Annotated in this window: 22 protein-coding genes; 11 read left to right on the top strand and 11 right to left on the bottom strand. The window is 64.5% G+C overall.

Features of this window, described 5'->3' with window-relative positions; all coding sequences use genetic code 11:
• Positions 1-10: 10 nt before the first annotated feature.
• Positions 11-685 (bottom strand): response regulator transcription factor, encoded by a 675-nt coding sequence (locus ACOQFP_RS12580; RefSeq protein ID WP_206489733.1) that lies wholly within the window; start codon positions 683-685, stop codon positions 11-13.
• A 219-nt stretch (positions 686-904) separates the two neighbouring features.
• Here ACOQFP_RS12580 and ACOQFP_RS12575 point away from each other — a divergent pair, with 219 nt between their 5' ends.
• Genes ACOQFP_RS12575 through ACOQFP_RS12555 form a run of 5 tightly spaced genes read left to right on the top strand, consistent with a single transcriptional unit; the run spans position 905 to position 4,104 of the window.
• The gene (locus ACOQFP_RS12575) at positions 905-1,171 is read left to right on the top strand and encodes a hypothetical protein (protein WP_206489734.1); all 267 of its coding nucleotides are present in this window, start codon (positions 905-907) and stop codon (positions 1,169-1,171) included.
• Positions 1,168-2,121: an FAD:protein FMN transferase gene (locus ACOQFP_RS12570; protein ID WP_421584500.1), complete on the top strand. Its 954-nt coding sequence runs from the start codon at positions 1,168-1,170 to the stop codon at positions 2,119-2,121. The genes ACOQFP_RS12575 and ACOQFP_RS12570 overlap by 4 nt, the downstream gene beginning before the upstream one ends.
• The gene (locus ACOQFP_RS12565; protein ID WP_206489736.1) at positions 2,118-2,675 is read left to right on the top strand and encodes a ferric reductase-like transmembrane domain-containing protein; all 558 of its coding nucleotides are present in this window, start codon (positions 2,118-2,120) and stop codon (positions 2,673-2,675) included. The genes ACOQFP_RS12570 and ACOQFP_RS12565 overlap by 4 nt, the downstream gene beginning before the upstream one ends.
• Complete coding sequence (locus ACOQFP_RS12560) at positions 2,672-3,883, top strand: NADH-ubiquinone oxidoreductase-F iron-sulfur binding region domain-containing protein (protein ID WP_421584499.1); 1,212 nt, start codon at positions 2,672-2,674, stop codon at positions 3,881-3,883. Before ACOQFP_RS12565 ends, ACOQFP_RS12560 begins: the two co-directional genes overlap by 4 nt.
• Positions 3,880-4,104 carry a ferredoxin gene (locus ACOQFP_RS12555; RefSeq protein ID WP_421584498.1) on the top strand — a complete coding sequence of 75 codons (225 nt, stop codon included), beginning with the start codon at positions 3,880-3,882 and terminating at the stop codon, positions 4,102-4,104. Before ACOQFP_RS12560 ends, ACOQFP_RS12555 begins: the two co-directional genes overlap by 4 nt.
• Here the strand turns inward: ACOQFP_RS12555 and ACOQFP_RS12550 are convergent.
• From ACOQFP_RS12550 to ACOQFP_RS12540, 3 genes are read right to left on the bottom strand one after another with little or no spacing between them, the layout of a single operon-like run.
• On the bottom strand, positions 4,097-4,762 hold the full coding sequence (locus ACOQFP_RS12550; protein ID WP_421584497.1) for a TetR/AcrR family transcriptional regulator: 666 nt from the start codon (positions 4,760-4,762) through the stop codon (positions 4,097-4,099). The genes ACOQFP_RS12555 and ACOQFP_RS12550 overlap by 8 nt on opposite strands.
• Positions 4,759-5,604 carry an SDR family NAD(P)-dependent oxidoreductase gene (locus ACOQFP_RS12545; protein ID WP_421584496.1) on the bottom strand — a complete coding sequence of 282 codons (846 nt, stop codon included), beginning with the start codon at positions 5,602-5,604 and terminating at the stop codon, positions 4,759-4,761. Before ACOQFP_RS12545 ends, ACOQFP_RS12550 begins: the two co-directional genes overlap by 4 nt.
• Positions 5,601-7,088 (bottom strand): flavin-containing monooxygenase, encoded by a 1,488-nt coding sequence (locus tag ACOQFP_RS12540; RefSeq protein ID WP_421584495.1) that lies wholly within the window; start codon positions 7,086-7,088, stop codon positions 5,601-5,603. Before ACOQFP_RS12540 ends, ACOQFP_RS12545 begins: the two co-directional genes overlap by 4 nt.
• A 174-nt stretch (positions 7,089-7,262) precedes the next feature.
• Between ACOQFP_RS12540 and ACOQFP_RS12535 the strand changes: the two genes are divergently transcribed.
• Complete coding sequence (locus ACOQFP_RS12535) at positions 7,263-7,649, top strand: cupin domain-containing protein (protein WP_421584494.1); 387 nt, start codon at positions 7,263-7,265, stop codon at positions 7,647-7,649.
• Positions 7,650-7,680: 31 nt separating this feature from the next.
• Here ACOQFP_RS12535 and ACOQFP_RS12530 read toward each other — a convergent pair whose 3' ends face one another.
• Positions 7,681-8,232, bottom strand: coding sequence for a dihydrofolate reductase family protein (locus tag ACOQFP_RS12530; protein ID WP_421584493.1), 552 nt, complete (start codon positions 8,230-8,232; stop codon positions 7,681-7,683).
• Positions 8,233-8,437: 205 nt separating this feature from the next.
• Between ACOQFP_RS12530 and ACOQFP_RS12525 the strand changes: the two genes are divergently transcribed.
• Both ACOQFP_RS12525 and ACOQFP_RS12520 read left to right on the top strand, forming a co-directional pair.
• The gene (locus tag ACOQFP_RS12525) at positions 8,438-10,147 is read left to right on the top strand and encodes a ribonuclease J (protein ID WP_421584492.1); all 1,710 of its coding nucleotides are present in this window, start codon (positions 8,438-8,440) and stop codon (positions 10,145-10,147) included.
• Positions 10,148-10,323: 176 nt separating this feature from the next.
• Positions 10,324-11,580: a lipase family protein gene (locus ACOQFP_RS12520; protein ID WP_341244898.1), complete on the top strand. Its 1,257-nt coding sequence runs from the start codon at positions 10,324-10,326 to the stop codon at positions 11,578-11,580.
• 8 nt (positions 11,581-11,588) lie between these two features.
• On the opposite strand, the gene ACOQFP_RS12515 is transcribed toward ACOQFP_RS12520, so the two are convergent.
• From ACOQFP_RS12515 to ACOQFP_RS12490, 6 genes are all read right to left on the bottom strand, one after another.
• Entirely contained in the window at positions 11,589-11,996 is a 408-nt protein-coding gene (locus ACOQFP_RS12515) for a MerR family transcriptional regulator (protein ID WP_206489746.1), read from the bottom strand.
• 37 nt (positions 11,997-12,033) lie between these two features.
• The gene (locus ACOQFP_RS12510) at positions 12,034-13,542 is read right to left on the bottom strand and encodes a SulP family inorganic anion transporter (protein ID WP_421584491.1); all 1,509 of its coding nucleotides are present in this window, start codon (positions 13,540-13,542) and stop codon (positions 12,034-12,036) included.
• 126 nt (positions 13,543-13,668) lie between these two features.
• On the bottom strand, positions 13,669-14,655 hold the full coding sequence (locus tag ACOQFP_RS12505) for a 2-hydroxyacid dehydrogenase (RefSeq protein WP_421584490.1): 987 nt from the start codon (positions 14,653-14,655) through the stop codon (positions 13,669-13,671).
• Positions 14,656-14,756: 101 nt separating this feature from the next.
• Entirely contained in the window at positions 14,757-16,175 is a 1,419-nt protein-coding gene (locus ACOQFP_RS12500) for an FGGY family carbohydrate kinase (RefSeq protein WP_421584489.1), read from the bottom strand.
• A gap of 32 nt (positions 16,176-16,207) precedes the next feature.
• On the bottom strand, positions 16,208-17,914 hold the full coding sequence (locus ACOQFP_RS12495) for a SulP family inorganic anion transporter (RefSeq protein ID WP_421584488.1): 1,707 nt from the start codon (positions 17,912-17,914) through the stop codon (positions 16,208-16,210).
• A 108-nt stretch (positions 17,915-18,022) separates the two neighbouring features.
• On the bottom strand, positions 18,023-18,367 hold the full coding sequence (locus ACOQFP_RS12490; protein ID WP_341244892.1) for a metalloregulator ArsR/SmtB family transcription factor: 345 nt from the start codon (positions 18,365-18,367) through the stop codon (positions 18,023-18,025).
• Positions 18,368-18,472: 105 nt separating this feature from the next.
• Here ACOQFP_RS12490 and ACOQFP_RS12485 point away from each other — a divergent pair, with 105 nt between their 5' ends.
• The 3 genes from ACOQFP_RS12485 (at position 18,473) to ACOQFP_RS12475 (ending at position 21,278) form a co-directional block, all read left to right on the top strand.
• Complete coding sequence (locus ACOQFP_RS12485) at positions 18,473-19,120, top strand: TetR family transcriptional regulator (protein WP_206487607.1); 648 nt, start codon at positions 18,473-18,475, stop codon at positions 19,118-19,120.
• 137 nt (positions 19,121-19,257) lie between these two features.
• Positions 19,258-20,424, top strand: a complete 1,167-nt coding sequence (locus ACOQFP_RS12480) for an acyl-CoA dehydrogenase (RefSeq protein ID WP_206487605.1) — start codon at positions 19,258-19,260, stop codon at positions 20,422-20,424.
• A 5-nt stretch (positions 20,425-20,429) separates the two neighbouring features.
• Positions 20,430-21,278 (top strand): 3-hydroxybutyryl-CoA dehydrogenase, encoded by an 849-nt coding sequence (locus ACOQFP_RS12475; RefSeq protein ID WP_421584522.1) that lies wholly within the window; start codon positions 20,430-20,432, stop codon positions 21,276-21,278.
• The last annotated feature ends 196 nt before the right edge of the window (positions 21,279-21,474 follow it).

The raw sequence follows: 21,474 nt of genomic DNA, 5'->3' as shown, positions 1-21,474 counted from the left end.
ATGCACCATGTCAGTGGCCCGCGGCAATGCGATAACCGGCACCGCGCACGGTCTCGATCAGCTTGACCGCGAACGGGTGATCGACCTTCTTACGCAGGTAACCGATATAGACCTCGACGATGTTCTCGTCGCCGTCGAAATTGGCATCCCACACCGACCGAACGATCTCGGATTTGTTCGCCACCACTCCGTTTCGCCTCATCAGATATTCCAGCACGCTGTACTCGCGCGGCGTCAGCGACAACTCCGTGCCCTGCCGGGTCACGCGGTGACGAGAAGGGTCCAGCTCGAGGTCCCCGACCGTGAGAACCGTCGGGCGCGCCGGTGCACCCCGACGCACGAGGGCCCGCAACCGTGCGATCAGGACGACGAACGAGAACGGCTTGACGAGATAGTCGTCGGCACCGAGATCGAAAGCATCGGCGAGGTCGTACTCACCGTCCTTGGCGGAGAGCATCAGGATCGGCGTCCACACCCCCTGCCGACGCAGGTCCCGAACGACGTCGTAACCCTGCTTGCCCGGCAGCATGATGTCGAGGACGATCGCGTCGTAGTCGCCGCTGACTGCACTGTGGAAACCGTCGATGCCATTGTGTTCGACGTCCACGACAAAACCTTCGGCGTCGAGTCCACGGCGGATGGTCTCTGCCAGCCGCGTCTCGTCTTCGACAAGTAGTACTCGCACAACGCACTCTCGAATCGCTCGGGCAGTGGGAACACGAGTACACCAGATCGACGCGATGTCCGCCCAGAATCTTTCAGCGATCCTTCAGCTGCACCGCTGCACACTGACGATCATGACTCCTCGCTCCGAACCGGTCGCACAGCCGGAACACAGCGTCCTCACAGTGAACATGGGCATCGTCGAGAACATCGCCGCCCGCTCGTCGACGAAGGAACCACGATGAACACACCAGAGCAGGGCTACCGGCGCACGCGCATCGCCACTGCAGCAGTGGCTGCATTGGGTGTCACCGTGCTCGGTGGATCCGCCTCACTGGCCTACCTCGGCACTCACCAACCCGAGGTGGTCACGACGGCAACACAGACCGATGCCTCTGCACACGTTCCGTCGTTCGGGTCGGCACCCCGCGTCACTGCTCCCGGAGTCGGCTCGCCGAACAGCGCCTCGAGTTCGGGTACCACCCACGCCAGAACGCACGGGTCGTGAACCGCGCCGCCACGCGCACCGCGACGGCCACCGCGAGCTGGACGGTATGGGGCTGCGCAGCCGAGCTGACAGTCACCGACCCCGGCAGCATCGAACGAGCCGAACAGATCGTGCGCGCAGAACTCGCGAAGGTCGATGCAGCCTGCAGCAGATTCAGACCTGATTCGGAGCTGACGATGCTCGCGCACAGCGGTGGTCGCCCCACGCCCATCAGCGCCACCCTGCACACCTTCGTCGACGCTGCACTCAGCGCAGCGCGTCTGACCGACGGCGCCGTGGATCCCACTGTCGGGTCGGCGCTGGTGAACCTGGGATACGACCGGGACTTCGACGCGCTCGCACTCTCGCCCTCTCAGCGGACGGCGGCCGCCGTCGGAACTGCAACCTTTCTCACCCGGGCCGACTGGACGTTGGTCCGGCTCGACGACGACCGCATCACGGTCCCCGAGGGCCTCGTTCTCGATCTGGGGGCGACGGCCAAGGCGCTGGCTGCGGATCGTTGTGCCCGCGCGGTACACGACGAGCTCGGAACCGGCGTGCTGGTCTCCCTCGGCGGCGATATCGCGACGCGGGGGGAGTATCCCGACAGCGGTTGGCGAATACGAGTGTGCGACGGCGATTCCGAGCCCGCCACCGTCGTCGAGATCGGATCCGACAGCGGGGTTGCGACCTCGAGCACGCTCCGGCGGCGATGGCTGCACGAGGGACAGTTGCTGCATCACATACTGGATCCGGAGCTGTCACGGCCCGCCGAACCGTATTGGCGCACAGTGACTGTGATCGCGGCGAGCTGCCTCACCGCCAACACGGTCAGCACCGCGTCCATCGTCCGGGGATCGCAGGCAACGGCGTGGCTCGCGCACCTCGGTCTTCCTGTTCGGGCCGTCTCCGCCGACGGCACGGTCACTCGCTGTGGCGGTTGGCCCGAGGACGAGGAGGACAGGTCATGAGCGAAGCACTGTGGGCGCTGGGCCGCGGATCGGGTATCGCTGCACTCGTCTTGCTCACCCTGGCGGTGGCGTCGGGGATCTTCACTCGATCGGGGCGGCCGCTGTTGACCGTCCCTCGGTTCGGTGTCGTCGAATTACACAGGAGCACTGCACTTCTGGGATCGATATTCGTTGCGATCCACATCGCGACACTGTTCTTCGACCCGTACGCACAACTCGATCTGGTCGACGTCGTCATCCCCTTCGCCGGGGCGTACAAACCGTTCTGGCTCGGCCTGGGCACCCTCGCGTTCGACCTGCTGATCGCGATCACCCTGACCGGTCTGCTCCGACACCGTCTCGGCTATCGCACTTTTCGTGCAGTGCATTGGCTTTCGTACGCACTGTGGCCGATAGCCCTGTCACACGGTATCGGCAACGGAACCGATGCGGGCAGCGGATGGTTCCTGGCGACGGCACTGGCCTGCACGATGGTCGTCGCCGCAGCAGGTGCCTGGCGCCTGCGCTACAACTTCCAAGAACACCAGCACACCAGAATCAGGATCGGCCGATGACCACACCGACATATCTCACGGAGTCGCTCCTCTCCCAAGCGCATACCGACCTGCGACGCCACACCGAACTCTATGGCGCGCGACCGCCCGGCGACGGCTCGCTGGTCGATGCGGTCGTCCGATCGGGCCTTCGCGGGCACGGCGGTGCGGCATTTCCCACCGGCGCGAAGATGCGCGCGATCTCGGATCGTGCATCGGTCCTGATCGCCAACGGTGCCGAGGGAGAACCGTTGAGCAGCAAGGACCGAGTGCTGCTCGAACGGTCGGTGCATCTGATTCTCGACGGTATCGCCGCCACGGCCTCGGCACTTCGATGCCGCGATTGCTACCTGTACGTTCCGCAGGACGCCGTGGTCGGCGTACGAGCGGCGATCGACGAGCGACGGCGTCGTGGATGGGATACGACGCACGTACAGGTGGTCGCATCCGCATCCGGTTTCGTCTCCGGGGAGAAGTCCGCGGTGATCTCGGCCATCGAAGGAGGTCCGGCACTTCCCCGGGACAAGAAGAACAGTGCCGCAGTGTCCGGGGTTCGCGGGCGACCCACGTTGGTGCTCAATGTCGAGACCTTCGCGCATATCGCGCTGATCGAGCGGTGGGGTCCACGGTGGTTCCGTTCGCGGGGTACCTCGTCCGAGCCCGGGACGATGCTCGTGACCTATTCGGGGGACGTCCGGCGAGCCGGCGTCGTCGAGGTTCCGTTCGGCTCGTCGGTCGAGGAGATGCTCGCCCGCGATGCCGGTATCGACCTACGCTCGGTGCGGGCGGTGCTGCTCGGCGGGTTTCACGGCACCTGGGCCGGCCGTGATGCTCTGGTCGGCCGTGCGATGTCTCGAGAATCGCTGGCAGACATCGGTGTCCGCCCCGGCGCGGGCATCGTGCATGTACTGGGCGTCGGCTCCTGTGGGCTCGCGGCCACGGCCGAGTTCGTCCGTTACCTGGCCGAGGAAAGCGCCGGTCAGTGCGGCCCCTGCCTCAACGGCCTGCCTCGATTGGCCGACGCGTTCTCGCGGCTGTCCACCGGGCAGAACGTCGAGGTCGCCATCGGCGAGATCGAGCGATACACCCGTCTGGTCGACGGCCGGGGAGCCTGCCATCACCCCGACGGTACGGCGCGTCTGATCCGGTCGGCGATGTCGGTCTTCGCCGACGACGTACATCTGCATCGGTTGGGCTCGTGCGAAATTCACCGAGGAGGACGGCGATGACCATCGAACGCCGAGAAGATGACGTCCTGCGCATCGACTGGACGCGGTGCGACGGACGCGGGGTGTGCACCGAGTTGCTTCCCGCCACCCTCACCAGAGACGAGTGGGGCTATCCGCTTGCCAGAAGACCCGGAAACGATCTCCTGCTACACGGAACCGACACCGAGCGGGCGCAGGATGCCGTGCGGCTGTGCCCTCGAATGGCATTGCGCATCAAGTAGATCGAGATCCCGGAGGAAGCGACAGCGGCTCGACCACATTGCCCAGCATTGTCGCGATGGTCGCGACGACAACGCGTCGTTCGGCCGCATAGTCACTGAGGAACCACGTCAGGGCCGTGTGGCTGATACCCCCGACGGACGCGGTGGCGAGCAGTTCGATATCGAGATCCGGAGTGGACGGCACGGGACCTGCGAATGTGCGGAGGTAGCCGATCAGCATCGATCCGAACTGTTGCATCACCGCAAGATATGTCCGTTCGACGTTCGGGCTGACGCCGAGCACCTCGAGCCACACCACTCGTGCCAGATGAGGGTCCTCGATGACGTGGAAGAACGGGTCGAGTACCTGCCGCGCGACGGCCCGAACATCACTGCGCGGATCCACCTGCGGCATCGCCTCGATGATCGACGCAGTGAGGCGGCCAATGCATTCCGTGTACACGGCGAGAAGAAGTTCCTCGGTGTTCTCGAACTGTCGGTAGAAGTCTCGATCCGCGATCTTGGCCTCTCGGCACAGTCCTCGGACGGTCGCAGCACGAAATCCGACACTTCCGAACACCCGCAGCCCGGCGTCGAGGAGCTGCCTGCGCCTGCGGTCGTCGCGATCGGCAGCACTTTCCCCGCCGTATGCCCGGCCCGGGCCCTGACTTTCGGTCACCGCGGACGCGCGTCGAGCTGCGCGGTGAGCGCACGTACGTCTTTGTCTCGCTCGAGAATTGCGTCGTACACGGGGTTGATCACGCCACGCAACAGTGACATCGGGACCCATCGCGCTGGAACCTGAATCCGCGGTGCCCGTCGCTCGATGCCCCGAACCACACCACGCGCGAGCGTGTCCGCAGAAATCGGTTGCCGCAACAGAGCTGGAAACCCTTTGGCCACCAGTGCCGTCGCGATCTCGTCACCGCCGAAAGCCACGTCCACGATGGGCGTTGCCACCCAGCCGGGATACAGCACGCCTGCCGTCGCTCCCGTTCCTGCCAGCTCCAGGCGCAGTGCGCGCCCGAGCTGTTCGACGGCCGCCTTCGATGCCGCATACGGCGCGTTGGCCAAACCGTTGAGGTACGCGTACGTCGAGGAGGTGAGCAACACGTATCCCCCGGAATCGACGATGTGCGGCAGAGCGGCCCGTACCGTGTTCCACACGCCGACGAGGTTGACGCCGATGACTCTCTCGAAGATCCCGTCCTCGACCGACCGTACCGTCGCTGCCGTTGCGCCACTGGAGATTCCGGCGTTCGCCATCACGATGTCGAGCGCGCCGAAGGTGTCGGTCGCAGTGGCGACGGCTGCGTCGAGCTGCTCACGCACGGTGACATCTGCATGGGCGATCGCCACGCGCTGGTTGCCCAGCTTCGCCGCGAGTGACTCCAGATCGGTCGAGTGCATATCGACCAGAACGACGGAGGCACCGCGCCGGTGAAGTGCGGTTGCCACGGCGGAACCGATTCCACCTGCGGCACCGGTGATCAGCGCTACCCGACCCGAATGATCCTTCATGCCGATACCTCGTCCTTCGTCGTCTCGGTGGTCGACCGGTGAATGTGGTGAGCTTCGGGCCGAAAGCGTTTGGCCCACCGACGGAATGTGAAGCTGAATCCGGGAAACATGGCGACGACGTGCCCGGATTTGGACTGATACCAGCTGTGACAGCCCCCGTCCTTCCAGACCGTGCCCTCCATCTCGCGGTGGATCGTCTCGGTGTACTCCTGCTCGGCGGCGGCCGTGACCTCGATGGACCTCGCCCCTGCCTCACGGACGGCGTCCACTGCCCGCACGATGTACTCCATCTGCGCCTCGATGAGGAAAATGGCCGAGGTGTGCCCGATTCCGGTGTTCGGCCCGGTGACGACGAACAGGTTGGGAAAGCCGGGAATCGTGGTACCGAGATACGCGCGCGGGTACGGGTCCCAGACCTCGGACAGGGCCCGGCCGTCGCGGCCGATCACCGGATACGAGATGACACCGTCGGTGGCGTCGTATCCGGTGGACCACACCAGTAAGTCGACGGGGACGTGTTCGCCGGTGGTGGTGCGGATTCCGGTCTCGGTGATCTCGGCGATTCCGTCGTCTTTGTCGTGCAGGGTGACATTGGATTGTTCCAGCGCCGGGTAGAACGTGTTGGACAGTAGTACTCGTTTGCACCCGATGGTGTAGTCCGGGGTCACCTTGGCGCGAAGATCCGGATCCGAGACCTGAGACTCGATGTGTTGCACTGCTGTTCGCTGCGCCACCGCCTCGAGCAACCGTCGTGAATACTTGAAGCCGAGGATGCGAGTCTCGAGACTCCAGTAGATGCCTGCGCGGACGAGCCGTCGAATCGGCTCCATGCGCAGCAGCTTTCGCTGCAGCGGTGTGAACTCGCGATCGTGGCGCGGCATCACCCAGTGCGGAGTGCGCTGAAAGACATGCAGTTCCTCGACGTCCGGTTGGATCGCCGGGATCACCTGGGCGGCACTGGCACCGCTGCCGACGATGGCCACTTTCTTGCCTGCGTGCTCGTAGGCCGTATCCCAGTCGTTGGTGTGGAACTGCTTGCCCTGAAACTTCTCCCGCCCCGGGAACGGCGGTACGACGGGTGTACTGAGGGGGCCGGAGGCATTGATGACGAACGTGGCTGCGTACTCACCGCGCGAGGTGGCGATGGTCCAGTGGTCTCCGGCCCATTCGATCTTCTGGACATCGGTATCGAGATGCGTGCGGTCCGGCAGGCCGTTCGATTCGAGTACGTGGTCGGTGTATCGCTCGAGCTCCGCGCGTTCGGCGAACATGCGCGACCACTCGAAGGGCTCCGACGCGATCGAGTACAGCGGACTCTGCACGTCGACGGCTGCACCCGGGTAGCGATTCTGCTTCCAGGTACCACCGAGGAACGGGCGTCTCTCGAGGATGACGAGATCGTCGATGCCCCTGTCCAGCAGTGCCTTCGCTGCACACTGGCCACCGAAGCCGCTGCCGATGATCACGACGGTGTGAACATTCATGCCGACGAACCCCTCCCGATGAGACCCCAAATTCGATGACGCGCGTCATCACTTTAAAGTGATGACACTCGATTCCGCAATGGCGAGCGGTACCCAGGACGGCATCAGCCCCTGGGAACTACGCCGTCCGGAACCCGCCAGCGATGCCGACCAGCTTTCCTTAGCGTGGCATCCATGATTCCTGCCAGCAGCGCTCCGATGGCTTTCGACATAGCTGCCATTCCCTGGGACACGTTCCACGACGACGGCACGCGGTCGGCGACACTCGTCGGGACCAGAGATCCCGGCATCATGTTCAGCTACGCATTCTTCGTCCCCGCCGGAGTATTCGACGCCGCCCACTTCCACAGTGCCGACGTCCACCTAGTTGTCGCTGCCGGCGAGCTCCGGTTGGGTTACGGAACTGCCCTGGACGTGAGCGCCACGAGCCGATTCCCGCCGGGTTCGTTTCTCTGGGTTCCTGCCGGTGCCGCTCACTTCGACGGTGCCGACGAAGACACCGTCGTCATCGGCACCGCAGTCGGCCCTTGGACGACCGACTATCTCGACGAATCCACGTGACGTAGTGGAGGGAATTTCGCGTGTGTTCCCATCATCGTCGGCGGACTTCGAACGACATCAGCGTCGCTCCGAATGAGAATGCTGTGCATTTCGCCATGCGCAGTTGTTGCGACGGTGTGCCGTCGAACAATCGTTCGCTGCGTCCGCGCGCGTAGGGGAACTGAAACAATCGGTACTCGTCGACGAGGTCCAGGGCGATCAAGTCCCGACACAGGGTGATACTCCCCGTGCGTACGATGTCGGAACCATTCATCTCCTTGATTCGCGTGATGTCCTCCAGAAGAGGTCCCGACAGGACGGTCGTGTTCACCCACCCCGGGTCTTCCAACGTCGAGGACACGACGTACTTTGCGACGCGGTTCAGGTGGTCGGGCATGCCCGTCGTGTCGTCGATCTTCGGAGCCCAGTAATCCCGCATGCCCTCGAACGTCACCCGTCCCACCAAGAATCCATCCGACGCTTCTCGCTGAGCAACCAGCGCCGCATCGAGATCGGGATCCTCGCCGACGCTGGAAAACCGATCGTCGGTTGCTTCGATGACACCGTCGACAGTCATGTTCTGCGTGATGATCAACTTGCGCACACGTGACGTTACTTCCGTGCGACCGTGAGAACGACGACAACGGGCACCACACGATCCGTGCGTGCGAGATGGCTGCTCTCGCACGCGGTCATCTGCTTCGTACCTCGACCTGACCACCGTCGGGAGCGGTGGAGACCGTCACGAATTCCGAGATCTCGAGACCGGGGTCGAAGCCAGGTCGGCAGTCCCCCGTAGCGTTGACCACATGTCGCGATCACCACGTAACCGGAAATCCCCCGCCGCTCCGAGAAAGCGATCGTCCTCCGCGCTTCAGGCAGGGCACCTTCGGGTGATCGCGACCGGCGGTCTCGGCGAGATCGGCCGCAACATGACCGTGTTCGAATTCGACGGAAAACTGCTGATCGTCGACTGTGGCGTGCTGTTCCCCGAGGAACACCAGCCCGGCGTCGACGTCATCCTCCCCGACTGGAGCTGCATCCGGGATCGTCTCGACGACGTGGTCGCGATCGTCCTCACCCACGGGCACGAGGACCACATCGGCGGCGTCCCCTATCTGCTGCGTGAGCGCGGCGACATCCCGGTCATCTCGTCGAGACTGACGCTGCACTTCCTGGCTGCCAAGTTCGAGGAGTTCAAGGTCTCGACCACACTGATCGAGGTCGAGGCGGGGCAAACCCGTCAGGAAGGCCCGTTCGAGCTCGAGTTCCTCGCCGTCAACCACTCGATCCCAGACGGTCTCGCCATCGCCATTCGCACGGACGCCGGTCTCGTCCTGCACACCGGCGACTTCAAGATGGACCAGTTTCCGCTGGACGGTCGAATCACCGACCTGCGCGGATTCGCACGCCTCGGCGAGGAAGGCCTCGATCTCCTCCTCGTCGACTCGACCAACGCCGAAGTTCCCGGGTTCATGGTCTCCGAACGAGATCTGGTTCCGGCCATCGAGAAAGTGTTCCGCGAAACATCGGGACGAGTGATCGTGTCGAGCTTCGCCAGTCACGTGCACCGCATCCAGCAGGTGCTCGACGCCGCACATGCGCAGGGTCGCAAAGTCGCATTCGTGGGACGATCGATGGTGCGCAACATGAAGATTGCGACCGACCTGAGCTATCTCGATGTTCCCGACGGACTCGTGGTGGACCTACCGAAGCTCAATCGGCTTCCGGCACACAAGATAACGCTGATCTGCACCGGCTCGCAGGGCGAGCCCTTGGCCGCGTTGTCGCGAATGGCCTCGGGAGAGCATCAGATCAAGGTCGGCGACGGCGACACCGTGCTGATGGCGAGCAGCCTCATTCCCGGAAACGAGAATGCGATCTACCGCGTCATCAACGGGCTCGTCGACAAGGGTGCGCGCGTGGTGCACAAGGGAAATGCCAAGGTGCACGTCTCCGGTCACGCGAGCGCAGGCGAGCTCGTCTACTGCTACAACATTCTCGAACCCGCCAATGTGCTTCCCGTACACGGCGAATCCCGACACCTGCGCGCCAATGCCGATCTCGCGATCAAGACCGGTGTCCCGCGTGATCGCGTACTGATCGCCGAGAACGGCAGCGTCATCGACCTGTTCGACGGCGTCGCGAGCATCACCGGCAGTGTGCCCATCGAACTGATCTACGTCGACGGCAGTGCCGTCGGTGGTGTCACCGAGGATTCGCTGGCCGACCGCCGCCTGCTGGCCAACGAGGGCGTTCTGACCGTCATCGCAATCGTCGATCCCGATACCGGCCTGCTGGTCGACGACGTCGACTTCATCGGACGCGGATTCGCGCACGAGCCCAACGCTTTCGACGCACTGGCCAAGGCGATCGGCAAGACACTCACCCGCGAGAGCGACAGCACGGTCGCATCGCGCGAGCAGATCGAAAAGCGCATCGTCCAGGAATCGGCTCGATGGGCCAAGCAGTCCCTGGGTCGTCAGCCCCTCATCGTCCCGGTGGTGGTCGACGGATAAAGCATGTCTTGTCGGTGGCGAGGGACGTCACCACAAGAAAGCCGCACCGGCGCTGAAGCAATTCATCATGCTCGAACCGAGCAGATAGTGCGTTCGGCCCCTGTAGATGGTTCCGGGCCCCTAGAGTCGTGTGGAAAGCACCGGTAACGATCCGGAACTTCGACCGGGGGGTCTCGATGGGGAAGTACGCGAAGTTCGGCCGTCGGTGTGCGGCGGTGGTCGCTGCGGTTTCACTGGTGGTAGTGGGCGGGCAATGGTCGGCGGCTGCCGATCCACTCGGCGATTTCCAGAATCCGCCGCGAACCGCCGAATCGATCGCCGCGACACCGCTCGACGATCCGTGGGTCGTTCCGCCGCCCGGATACGAAAAGGCAGCCCCCGGAACAGTTCTGCGGACCCGCAGCGTCACCGTCGGACCACTTGTCACCCCGGTCACCACCACCCAACTGCTGGTCGCCTCGACCGACGCGAAGGATCGCCCCGCTGCCATCATCACCAGCGTCATCGTCCCGACCGCACCCTGGACCTCGCCCGGTCCGCGCCCTGTTGTCGCCTACAACATGGCCATCGATTCGCTCGGTGCCACGTGTGAGCCATCGTGGACCATGCAACGCGGCATCGCTCCGGAATTGGCACCCGTGCAGCTGCTTCTGGCGCGGGGCTACGCCGTCGTCGTCACCGACCATCAGGGGCCACGCCATGCGTACGCCGTCGGACCGATGGCGGCGCACGCCGTCCTCGACGGTCTGCGCGGCGCGGTCACAACCGCTGCGATCGGCCTCGATCCGACTGCGCCCCTGGGCATTACAGGCTACTCGGGCGGGGCGATCGCATCGGGCTGGGCCGTGCAGGAGGCTCCGGCATACGCCCCCGAACTGAACATCGTCGGCGCAGCATTCGGCGGAACGCCCACCGACTTCGCACTGCTACGTCAGTCCATGAACGGCAACGCAGCGTCGGCAGTGTTCCTCGCGGCAGCGATGGGTGTTGCTCGCGAATACCCGGAGATGCTTTCGCTCTACAACGACGACGGGTGGCGGCTCGCACAGGCCTCGAAGGACCTGTGCATCGTCGGGATTGCCCCGCTCGGAATCGTTGCTCCGATCCGCATCGAGTCACTGTCCATCACTCCCGATGCATTCAATTCGCCGCTGGCGCTCGCGGTTGCTGATCAGAACCGATTGGGAGACGGCGGAACCCCGACGGCACCGGTGTTCATGTATCACGGACAGCAGGAGTTCTGGATTCCGAAGGAAGGTCCCGAGGCCGTGTTCGACAAGTGGTGTTCACGCGGAGCCGACGTCCGCCTCGAGGAATACCTGGGTGAGCACAGCATCGTTGCCGGCAGCGGAGCTCCCGGTGCGTTCGCGTGGTTGGACGACCGCCTCGCAGGAATTCCGGTTCAACCCGGATGCAGTAGCTTCGGCCGCTAGAGCCGAACTTACTCGCTCCGGGTTGCGGCTCCGCGAGCCGACAACACCTCGGTCAGCTCCTCGGCGTAGGCGAGCTGGCGGCGCAACGTCCGGCAGCTCTCCTCGGCCTTGGTGTGGCATTCGCGCACGAAGGCCGCAGCCGATGACAGGTCGTCTTCGGTCGCGTCCGCATCGACCAACGTATCGAGGGATTCGAGCAGCTGCTTCATCTCGGCCAGCGTGAAGTCCAGCGGCTTCATCCGCCGAATGACGAGCAGACGCTCGACGTCGGCCTCGGTGTAGAGCCGAAATCCGCCTGCCGATCGGGCAGAGGGGGTGACCAGCCCGACGTCGTCGTAGTGGCGGACGGTGCGGATCGAGAGCTCGGTTCGTTGAGCCACCTGCCCGATCTGCATGTGACTGCCGTCCTCGCTCATCTGCTGCCTCTCTTCACCCGACCGGCCACCCTCATCATCAGTGCTCGCCGCCCAGATTTCCGCTGAGGCGATCGTGCCGCTCGATCGACGGGGCGTTCAGACCGACGATGTCGACCGTTTTTCCTTTCGCCGCGTACTTGGTGGTGATGGCGTCCAGGGTCGCCACAGTCGACGCGTCCCAGATGTGTGACTCGGACATGTCGATCACGACGTTCTTCGGGTCTCCGACGTAGTCGAACTGATAGATCAGATCGTTGCTCGACGCGAAGAACAACTCGCCCTTGACTGCGTAGACGCGGGTGTCGTCGTCGGGATGTGCCACGTCGATGACCTCGGTCAGATGGGCCACCCGTCGGGCGAACAGCACCATCGCGGTGATCACACCAACGACCACACCGTATGCAAGGTTGTGGGTGACGACGGTGACCGCGACGGTGGCCACCATCACGAGAGTCTCGCTCTTGGGCATCCGGCGCAGCGTCTTCGGGTTGATGCTGTGCCAATCGAAGGTTCCGACGGAGACCATGATCATCACCGCGACCAGCGCAGCCATCGGAATCAACGCGACGATGTCGCCGAGACCGACCACGAGTATCAGCAGGAAGGTGCCTGCGAGAAACGTCGAGATCCGGGTGCGGGCACCGGAGACCTTGACGTTGATCATGGTCTGCCCGATCATCGCGCAACCGCCCATGCCGCCGGTGAACCCGGTGACCAGGTTCGCCACGCCCTGGCCCCAACCCTCGCGGGTCTTGTTCGAGTGCGAGTCGGTGATGTCGTCGACGAGCTTGGCCGTCATCAGTGACTCGAGCAGCCCGACGAGGGCAATGGCCAACGCGAACGGAGCGACGATCGAGAGTGTGTCGAGAGTGAACGGCACATTCGGGATCAGGAACGACGGCAACGAGGACGGCAGTTCGCCTTCGTCACCGACATCGGGCACAGCCAGCGCGAACACGAGTGTGGCGGCGGTGAGAATCACGATCGCGATCAGCGGTGCAGGCACGATGGTGGTGAGCTTGGGCAAGAAGAACATGATGACCAAGCCGACGGCGACCAGCGGGTAGACCAACCACGGCACTCCGATCAGGTACGGCAACTGCGAGGTGAAGATCAGGATCGCCAGCGCGTTGACGAATCCGACCATGACGCTGCGCGGAATGAATCGCATCAGTTTGGCGACGCCGAGCACGCTGAGCACCACCTGCAGAACCCCGCCGAGGATCACCGCAGCGATCAGATAGTCGAGACCGTAGTCGCGTGCCAACGGAGCGACGACCAGCGCTATCGCTCCGGTAGCGGCGGAGATCATCGCGGGTCGACCACCGACGATGGAGATGGTGACCGCCATCGTGAACGACGCGAACAGACCGACCCGCGGATCGACTCCGGCGATGATCGAGAACGAAATGGCTTCCGGAATCAACGCCAGCGCCACCACCAAGCCGGCGAGGACCTCCGTTTTGAGTCGCTTCGGCGAGCGCAACGCACCCAGCACCGAGACGTCTTCGACGGCGGTGACAGGCACCTGGGCAGCTCGAGACACAACAACTCCGATCGGTTTCTTGGATGCGAGCAGATCGAGCCGGACAGGGTGACACGGGCGTCTGCTCCGCCGGGAACTCTACTCTTACCGGAGGGAAGGTTGCGAATCCTCGCAGTGAGGACGAGGTCAGGGCGTGACCGGCGTGACCACAGTGCCGTCGGCCAGGAAGCGATCGAGATTCTCGAGCGTCAACGCCTCCATCGCGTCACGCGTCTGCACCGTTGCGCTGCCCACATGCGGCAGCAGTACGACGTTGTCCATCGCCCGCAGGGCCTCGGGGACGTGCGGCTCGTGCGCGAAGACGTCCAGACCGGCTCCGGCGAGCTTCCCGGCGGCGAGCAACTCGATGAGCGCCTCCTCGTCGACGACGCTTCCGCGTGCCACGTTGATCAGGTATCCCTGCGGCCCCAATGCTTCGAGCACCGTCCGATCAACCAGATGCGCCGTTCCCGAACCTCCCGATGCCGCGATGACGAGAACGTCGACACCGTCTGCGAGTTCGGCCGGGCCTGCCGCATAGGAGTACGGCGAACCGGGGATCTCGTTGCGATTGTGATACGAGATAGTGCATCGAAAACCTTTGAGCCGTTCGGCAATTGCCGAACCTATCCGGCCCAGTCCGATGATCCCGACGCGCTTGCCGGTGACCTGGCGCGTCAGCGGAGGGTGGCCCTCGACAGGCCACCGCCCGGCGCGAACGAATCGCTCGGCGGACGACATACCTCGTATGGTGTCGATCACCAGACCGACGGCGAGGTCCGCCACGCAATCGGTCAACACATCGGGCGTGTTGCTGACGGCGATGCCTCGTTCGGCTGCCGCGTCGACGTCGGTGGTGTCGTATCCGACGCCGAAGTTCACCACGGCACCGAGTCGCGGCAGGCGTGCCATCAGCGACGCGTCGACGCCGGTGCGGCCGGAGGTGACGACCGCGATGACCGACTCACCGTGCGCATCGAGGAACTGATCACGATCGTCACCCTCGGGTAGTTCCAGTGCGTCGTACTCGGCAACCAACGTCTCCGTCAGCGATGGCTTCAGTGGCCCGACGCGAAGTACCCGCCCGCTCCGGGTCGAATCTGCTCGAGACTCGGAGGTGTCGACGCCAACCATGGTTCTCCTCGCGCGATAACTGGGCATACTCGATCCCTCTACGGTATTGCGTGTGCGAACGTCGCCGGCAGCCGGCGTTCTCGGCGGCTACCGGCGTCAACTCACCGGGTGCTGACGCCCTCGGTCAGATCCCGCACCTCGGCGTATCGTTCTCGAACCGCAGGGGTGGGGTCGGCCTCGTACGTGTGTGCCGGTGCCTGCGCCCAGGTCGGCGGTGCGCTGGTGCCGGCCAGCGTCCAGGCCGCCTGACGCGCTGCACCGTCGGCGACGTATTCGCCTGGCTCGGGCACGATCACCGGAACGCCGAGGATGGCCGGTGCCAGTTCGCGTAGCGCAGCAGATTTCGCGCCGCCGCCGATGAGCAACACCCGCGTGGTCTCCACACCTTGCCCGCGCAGGTGGTCGATACCGTCGGCCAGGCCGCACAGCAACCCCTCGACAGCCGCGCGAGCAAGGTGGCCCGGCGTCGAATTGTCCAGTCGTAGTCCATGAATCGCACCGGACGCATCGGGACGATTGGGGGTGCGTTCACCCTCGAGGTAGGGCACCAGGACCAGGCCCTCGCTTGCCGTCGACAGCGCCAACCGCGACAGCTCGTCGTGATCGATGCCCAACAGACGCGCGGTGGCATCGAGGACGCGGGCGGCATTGAGCGTGCACACCAGCGGCAGCTGACGGCCGGTGGCATCGGCGAATCCGGCAACCAGACCCGAACCATCTTGTGCTGCAACCGAAGTCACCGCAGATACGACGCCGGAGGTGCCCACCGACACGACCACGTCACCGGGCTGCGCGTCGAGCGCCAGTGCTGCCGCCGCATTGTCGCCGGTGCCCGGTCCGATCAGCGCCCCGGACTGCGTGCGGCCGATCGCCTCGTTCGGTGCGGCCACCCGTGGCAGCAGCGGAGTGCGGCCACGAAACCCCATCTCCAGCAGATCTGTTCGATACTCGTCGGACGCGGCCGAGAAATATCCGGTGCCGCTGGCGTCACCACGATCGGTGGCCAGCGCGTCGAGGCCCGATGCGCCGCCGAGCTGCCAACTGAGCCAATCATGGGGAAGGCAGACCGCTGCGGTTCGATCGGCGTTGTCGGGTTCGTGATCGGCAAGCCACCGCAATTTCGCCACGGTAATTGCGGCCAGAGGTACCACCCCGACCGCGTCTGCCCAGGCCTGTCTGCCGTCGACGCCCGACTTCTCGCCCAATTCGGCAACGAGATCCTCCGCGGCCTGCGCCGACCGAGTGTCGTTCCACAGCAATGCCTTGCGCACCACGGCTCCTGCGTCGTCAAGGCAGACCATGCCGTGCTGCTGCGCACCGACCGAGACGGCATCGACGTCCTCGAGGCCCCCTGCGTCGGCGACGGCCTGGTCGAGCGCCTCCTTCCATCGCTGTGGGTCGATCTCGGTGCCGTCCGGGTGACCGGCTCGGCCCTGGCGGATCAGCTCCCCCGACTCGGCGTCACGAACGAATACTTTGCACGATTGGGTGGAGGAGTCGATTCCGGCAACGAGAGCCACGGTGAGCTGGTCCTTTCCTACGCAAGTGTGACCTACGACCCTACCCGCGGGTCGAGGTCTACGTCCGCGACGAGGGTGCGGGCGTAGGCGATCGCCTGCGGCGTGGTGTCGAAGCTGCGTCGCACATCGTCGCCTCCGGTGGCGAAGACACCCAGCGCGGTGAGGGGGCGCAGGTGTTCGGGTTTTGCTCCGGAGATGAGCACCGTGATGCCACGGTGCTCGAGTTCGCTGATCGCGTCCTCGAGGACGATGGCTCCGGTGGCATCGATCGTGCTGACTCGCGACATGCGCAGGATCACCACCTGCACGTCCGAGACGTCGGCGAGTTCGAGCAGGAAACTGTGCGCGGCACCGAAGAACAATGCGCCGTCGATCCGGTAGGCGACGATGTGCTGTCGAAGCAGCTCACCTTCTTCCGCCGAGACCGCGTCGAGTGCGTCCAGCGGAACCTGTTCGACCGTGGCCGATCGCGCGATGGCACGCAGGGCCAGGACAGCAGCGAAGCCGACCCCGACTGCAACCGCGGTGACGAGGTCGAAGACGACCGTGACGAGGAAGGTTGCCACCATCACGACAGTGTCTGCTCCGCTGGCGCGGGTGATCGCCCGGATGGATGCGGTCTCGACCATGCGGACCGTCGTCGCGAGAAGAACTCCCGCCAAGGCGGCGAGCGGGATATCGGCTACGAGTCCAGCGGCGGCGTACATGATCGCGGCCAGGATCAGAGCGTGTGTGAGTGCCGCGAGCCTGGTCCGAGCCCCGGACCGGACGTTGACGGCCGTGCGGGCAATGGCACCGGTAGCGGGAACGCCGCCGAACAGCGGTGCGGCGATATTGGCGAGCCCCTGCCCGAACAGTTCGCGGTCGGGATTGTGCCGCGCGCCGACGCCCATCGAGTCCGCGGCCGTCGCGGAGAGCAAGGACTCCAGTGCCGCCAGAGCGGCGACGGCGAATGCGGGGGCCACCAGCGTGGTCAGGTCGCCGAGGTGCAGGAAGCTCAGAGTCGGGACGGACAACGAGGACGGAATCGCGCCGATCCGGGCGATATCGAGGTCGAACAGTCGAGTGGCTACCGTCGCGGCCGCCACCGCAACCAGCGAGAACGGAATCTTGGGTACCAGACGGCCGCCGACGAGCATGACGACCGCGACCGCCAGCGCGACAGCGGGGCTCAGCACGCTCGCGTGTGAGACGAACGACCGTGCGGCGTCGAACGCGGACTGCCACACCTTCTCGCCTCGGGCGTCGGCGATACCGAGCGCGGCCGGAATCTGCTGCAGCGCAATGACAACGGCGATCCCTGCCGTGAATCCTTCGATGACCGGTGCCGGCATGTAGCGCACAGCTCGGCCGATGCCCGCCACCGCGAGCACCAGCAGGACGACCCCGGCCATCAATCCGACAGCCAGCACACCCGTCGGGCCGTACTCGGCGACGATCGGCACGAGCACCACCGTCATCGCCCCGGTGGGCCCTGAGATTTGGAACCGCGAGCCCCCGAACACTGCGGCGACGACGCCTGCAACGATCGCCGTCGTCAGCCCCGCTGCAGCTCCGAGTCCTGTGCTGACACCGAAACCGAGCGCCAGGGGCAGGGCGACCAGAGCCACGACCAGGCCGGCGAGAAGGTCCGCACCGGGTGCCCGGAACGCGGGTTTCCATTCACTCCACCGAGGCAGGAGTGCCGTCATGGCCCCGAGCGTTTCGCTCGTACGGGTGTGTCTCGTCGGATCGGGCATGCGGTGGCCTCTGACTACTATTGGTTCCCTTGTCTATTTGATTGCGAAGTTTAGCAAGTAACGAATCAGGAAGACAGGGTGCAGGCCGTCACACCCGGTGCGGTCAGGTCACGAACGCGATCCGGACTCACCGTCCAGCAACTCGACCTGGTTGGCCACCACTCCGGTCAGTATCTCCCGCGCCACCACCAGTAGGTCCGCCACCTTCGGTGACGTCAATTCGTACGACACCGACAAGCCTTCCCGAGTGCCCACGATGAGACCGGCACGGCGCAGAATCGACAGCTGCTGCGACAAATTCGCCGGCTCGATACCCACTTCCGGAAGCATCTCGGACACCGCATGTTCGCGCTCGCTCAACAACTCGAGCACTCGAATACGTGCAGGGTGGGCCAACGTCTTGAAGAAGTCGGCTTTCATGCGGTACAGCGGTCGGCTCGAATCCGAGACCATGTCATCCTCCCGGGTCGCCCGCCAGCGGAGCGCCTACTTGCGAACACTAGCAATCAGCCGATGCGACCTGCCTACCGACGCCGAAACTCCGCTACCTTCACTCCCATGCGCGGAGAACCCGACGAGTCGACCGACTTCAGACTGACCGTGGCCACAGCGGCCCTGGACTTGTTCTCGGTCAAGGGCTACGAATCGACGACGGTCGACGACATCGCCGGAGCGGCCGGCATCTCCCGACGGACGTTCTTTCGCCAGTTCCGCGCCAAGGAAGACGTCGTCTTCGCCGATCACGAGATCCTGCTCGAGCAGGCAGGCGCATTCCTCGCATCCAACGAGGGCGACCCCTGGCATGCGGTATGCGACGCCGCCCAACTGGTGTACGAGCGATTCTCGGACTGGAAAGAGATGTCACGCCTGCGCTACCAGGTGGTCCACCGGATTCCGGCCCTGCGCGACCGCGAGATCGTCACCGTCTTCCGCTACGACCGACTCTTCGTCGAGTACCTCCAGAGCGTCCTCCCCGACCATCCCCACCTGGAAATTCTGCAGTTCTCGGCCTCGGTCACCGCCACCCACAACTACATCCTCCGGCGAATGATCCGCGACGGACTCCCGACGTCCGTCGACGATCTGCGGTCTGCGCTGGCGCAGGTACGAGCGCAGTTCCTGGGCGAGATCGTCGTCGCGTCGTTCCCGCGGGGAATGTCCGTCACCAAGGTGCTCGACGCATTGGCCGATCACACAACCGACTGACCGACCCGTTCGAGTGGCACTCAGTGCCGCCATTTGGCAACAAGCCCTTGAACACGGCCCGATTGCGTCGTACAGTGGATACACCCTTGGCACTGAGTGCCCTATCTCGTCAGTGCTGATCCCTAGATTCAAGGAGTGTGGCCGATATGGCCGGAAATCCCGACTTCGATCTGTATCGATCGCCAGAGGAGCACGACGAACTTCGTGCAGCCATACGTGCGCTCTCGGAGAAGGAGATCGCCCCGTACGCCAAAGAGGTGGACGAGGACTCGCGCTTCCCCGAAGAGGCACTGCAGGCCCTCAACGCCTCGGGCTTCAACGCCATTCACGTTCCCGAGGAGTACGAGGGCCAGGGTGCCGACTCGGTCGCGACCTGCATCGTCATCGAAGAAGTCGCTCGTGTCTGCGGTTCGTCCTCGCTGATCCCCGCGGTCAACAAGCTCGGCACGATGGGCTTGATCCTCAAGGGCTCCGAGGAATTGAAGAAGCAGGTCCTGCCGTCACTCGCCGGTGGCGCGATGGCCTCCTACGCCCTGTCCGAGCGCGAGGCAGGCTCCGACGCCGCGAGTATGCGCACCCGGGCCAAGGCCGACGGCGACGACTGGATCCTCAACGGCTCCAAGTGCTGGATCACCAACGGGGGCAAGTCCGATTGGTACACCGTCATGGCCGTCACCGATCCCGACAAGGGTGCCAACGGTATCTCCTCGTTCATCGTGCACCGCGACGACGAGGGATTCGTCGTCGGCCCCAAGGAGAAGAAACTCGGAATCAAGGGCTCGCCCACCGCCGAGCTCTACTTCGAGAACTGCAAGATCCCCGGCGATCGCATCATCGGCGAACCGGGCACCGGCTTCAAGACCGCCCTCGAAACTCTCGACCACACCCGCCCCACCATCGGCGCGCAGGCCGTCGGCCTGGCCCAGGGCGCTCTCGACGCAGCAATCGCATACACCAAGGACCGCAAGCAGTTCGGTACCGCGATCTCGAGCTTCCAGGCCGTGCAGTTCATGCTCGCGGACATGGCGATGAAGGTCGAAGCGGCACGATTGATGGTCTACAGCTCCGCAGCCCGCGCCGAGCGCGGTGAGAAGAACCTCGGGTTCATCTCCGCGGCAGCCAAGTGCTTCGCCTCCGACGTGGCCATGGAGGTCACCACCGACGCGGTACAGCTGTTCGGCGGTGCCGGATACACCACCGACTTCCCGGTCGAGCGCATGATGCGCGACGCCAAGATCACGCAGATCTACGAGGGCACCAACCAGATTCAGCGTGTCGTCATGTCACGGGCGCTGCTCAAATGAGCAACATCGACCTCGTAGGCGTCATCGGCGGCGGCACCATGGGTGCCGGGATCGCCGAGATGTGCGCGCGCTCCGGCAGTTCCGTCATGATCCTCGAGACGAGCCAGGTCACCGCGGACGCGGCCCAAGCGCGCCTCGACAAGTCCTTCGCCCGCGCCGTCAAATCCGGCCGCATCGAACCCGACGCAGCCGAGAAAGCCCGCGCCGCAATCACGTTGACGCTCGATATCAACGATTTCGCAGACCGCGACCTCGTCGTCGAAGCGGCACCGGAGATCGAATCGCTCAAACTCGAACTGTTCGGCAAGCTCGATTCCATCGTCAAACCCGAGGGAATCCTGGCCACGAACACCTCGTCGATCCCGGTCATCAAGATGGCCAATGCAACGAAGCGTCCCGACAAGGTCGTCGGCGTGCACTTCTTCAACCCCGTGCCGGTGCTCCCGCTGGTCGAGATCGTCGTCAGCCTGCTCACCAGCGAAGAGACCGTCGCCGCTGTCACCGACTATGCGGGAAACACGTTGGGCAAGAAAACGATCCGCGCCGGTGACCGCGCAGGCTTCATCGTCAACGCGCTGCTCATCCCGTACATGGTCTCGGCCATCCGCATGCTCGAGTCCGGGTTCGCCAGTGCCGAGGACATCGACGAGGGCATGGTCAACGGATGCGCGCATCCCATGGGGCCGTTGCGTCTGACCGACACCGTCGGCCTCGATGTCACCCTCGCCGTAGCCGAGTCGCTGTACGCCGAGTTCCGCGAACCCCACTACGCGCCGCCGCCACTGCTGCAGCGCATGGTGGACGCGGGAATGCTCGGCCGCAAAACTGGTAAGGGTTTCTACACGTATTCGTAGTACCCCTCCCATTCCGCGTGAATGGTCCATTCACCTGCACTGGACCCCGTCAGGGCCTGTGAATGGACCATTCACGCGTTCAGGGGTGTCGCCGGAAAGGGCCAACTGTTTGCCACCGACGAAACCGGGAACCCAGAGTGGACCCGGAATCGAGCAGCTGGTTCCTCCTCCACCGTCGACTCAGGTCTGGAGACAG

The sequence above is a fragment of the Rhodococcus sp. MALMAid1271 genome, from assembly GCF_049195265.1.
Classification (GTDB): Bacteria; Actinomycetota; Actinomycetes; order Mycobacteriales; family Mycobacteriaceae; genus Rhodococcoides.
The sequence above is the reverse complement of the archived record's forward strand: the minus strand, read 5'-3'. Positions and strand labels throughout refer to the sequence as shown.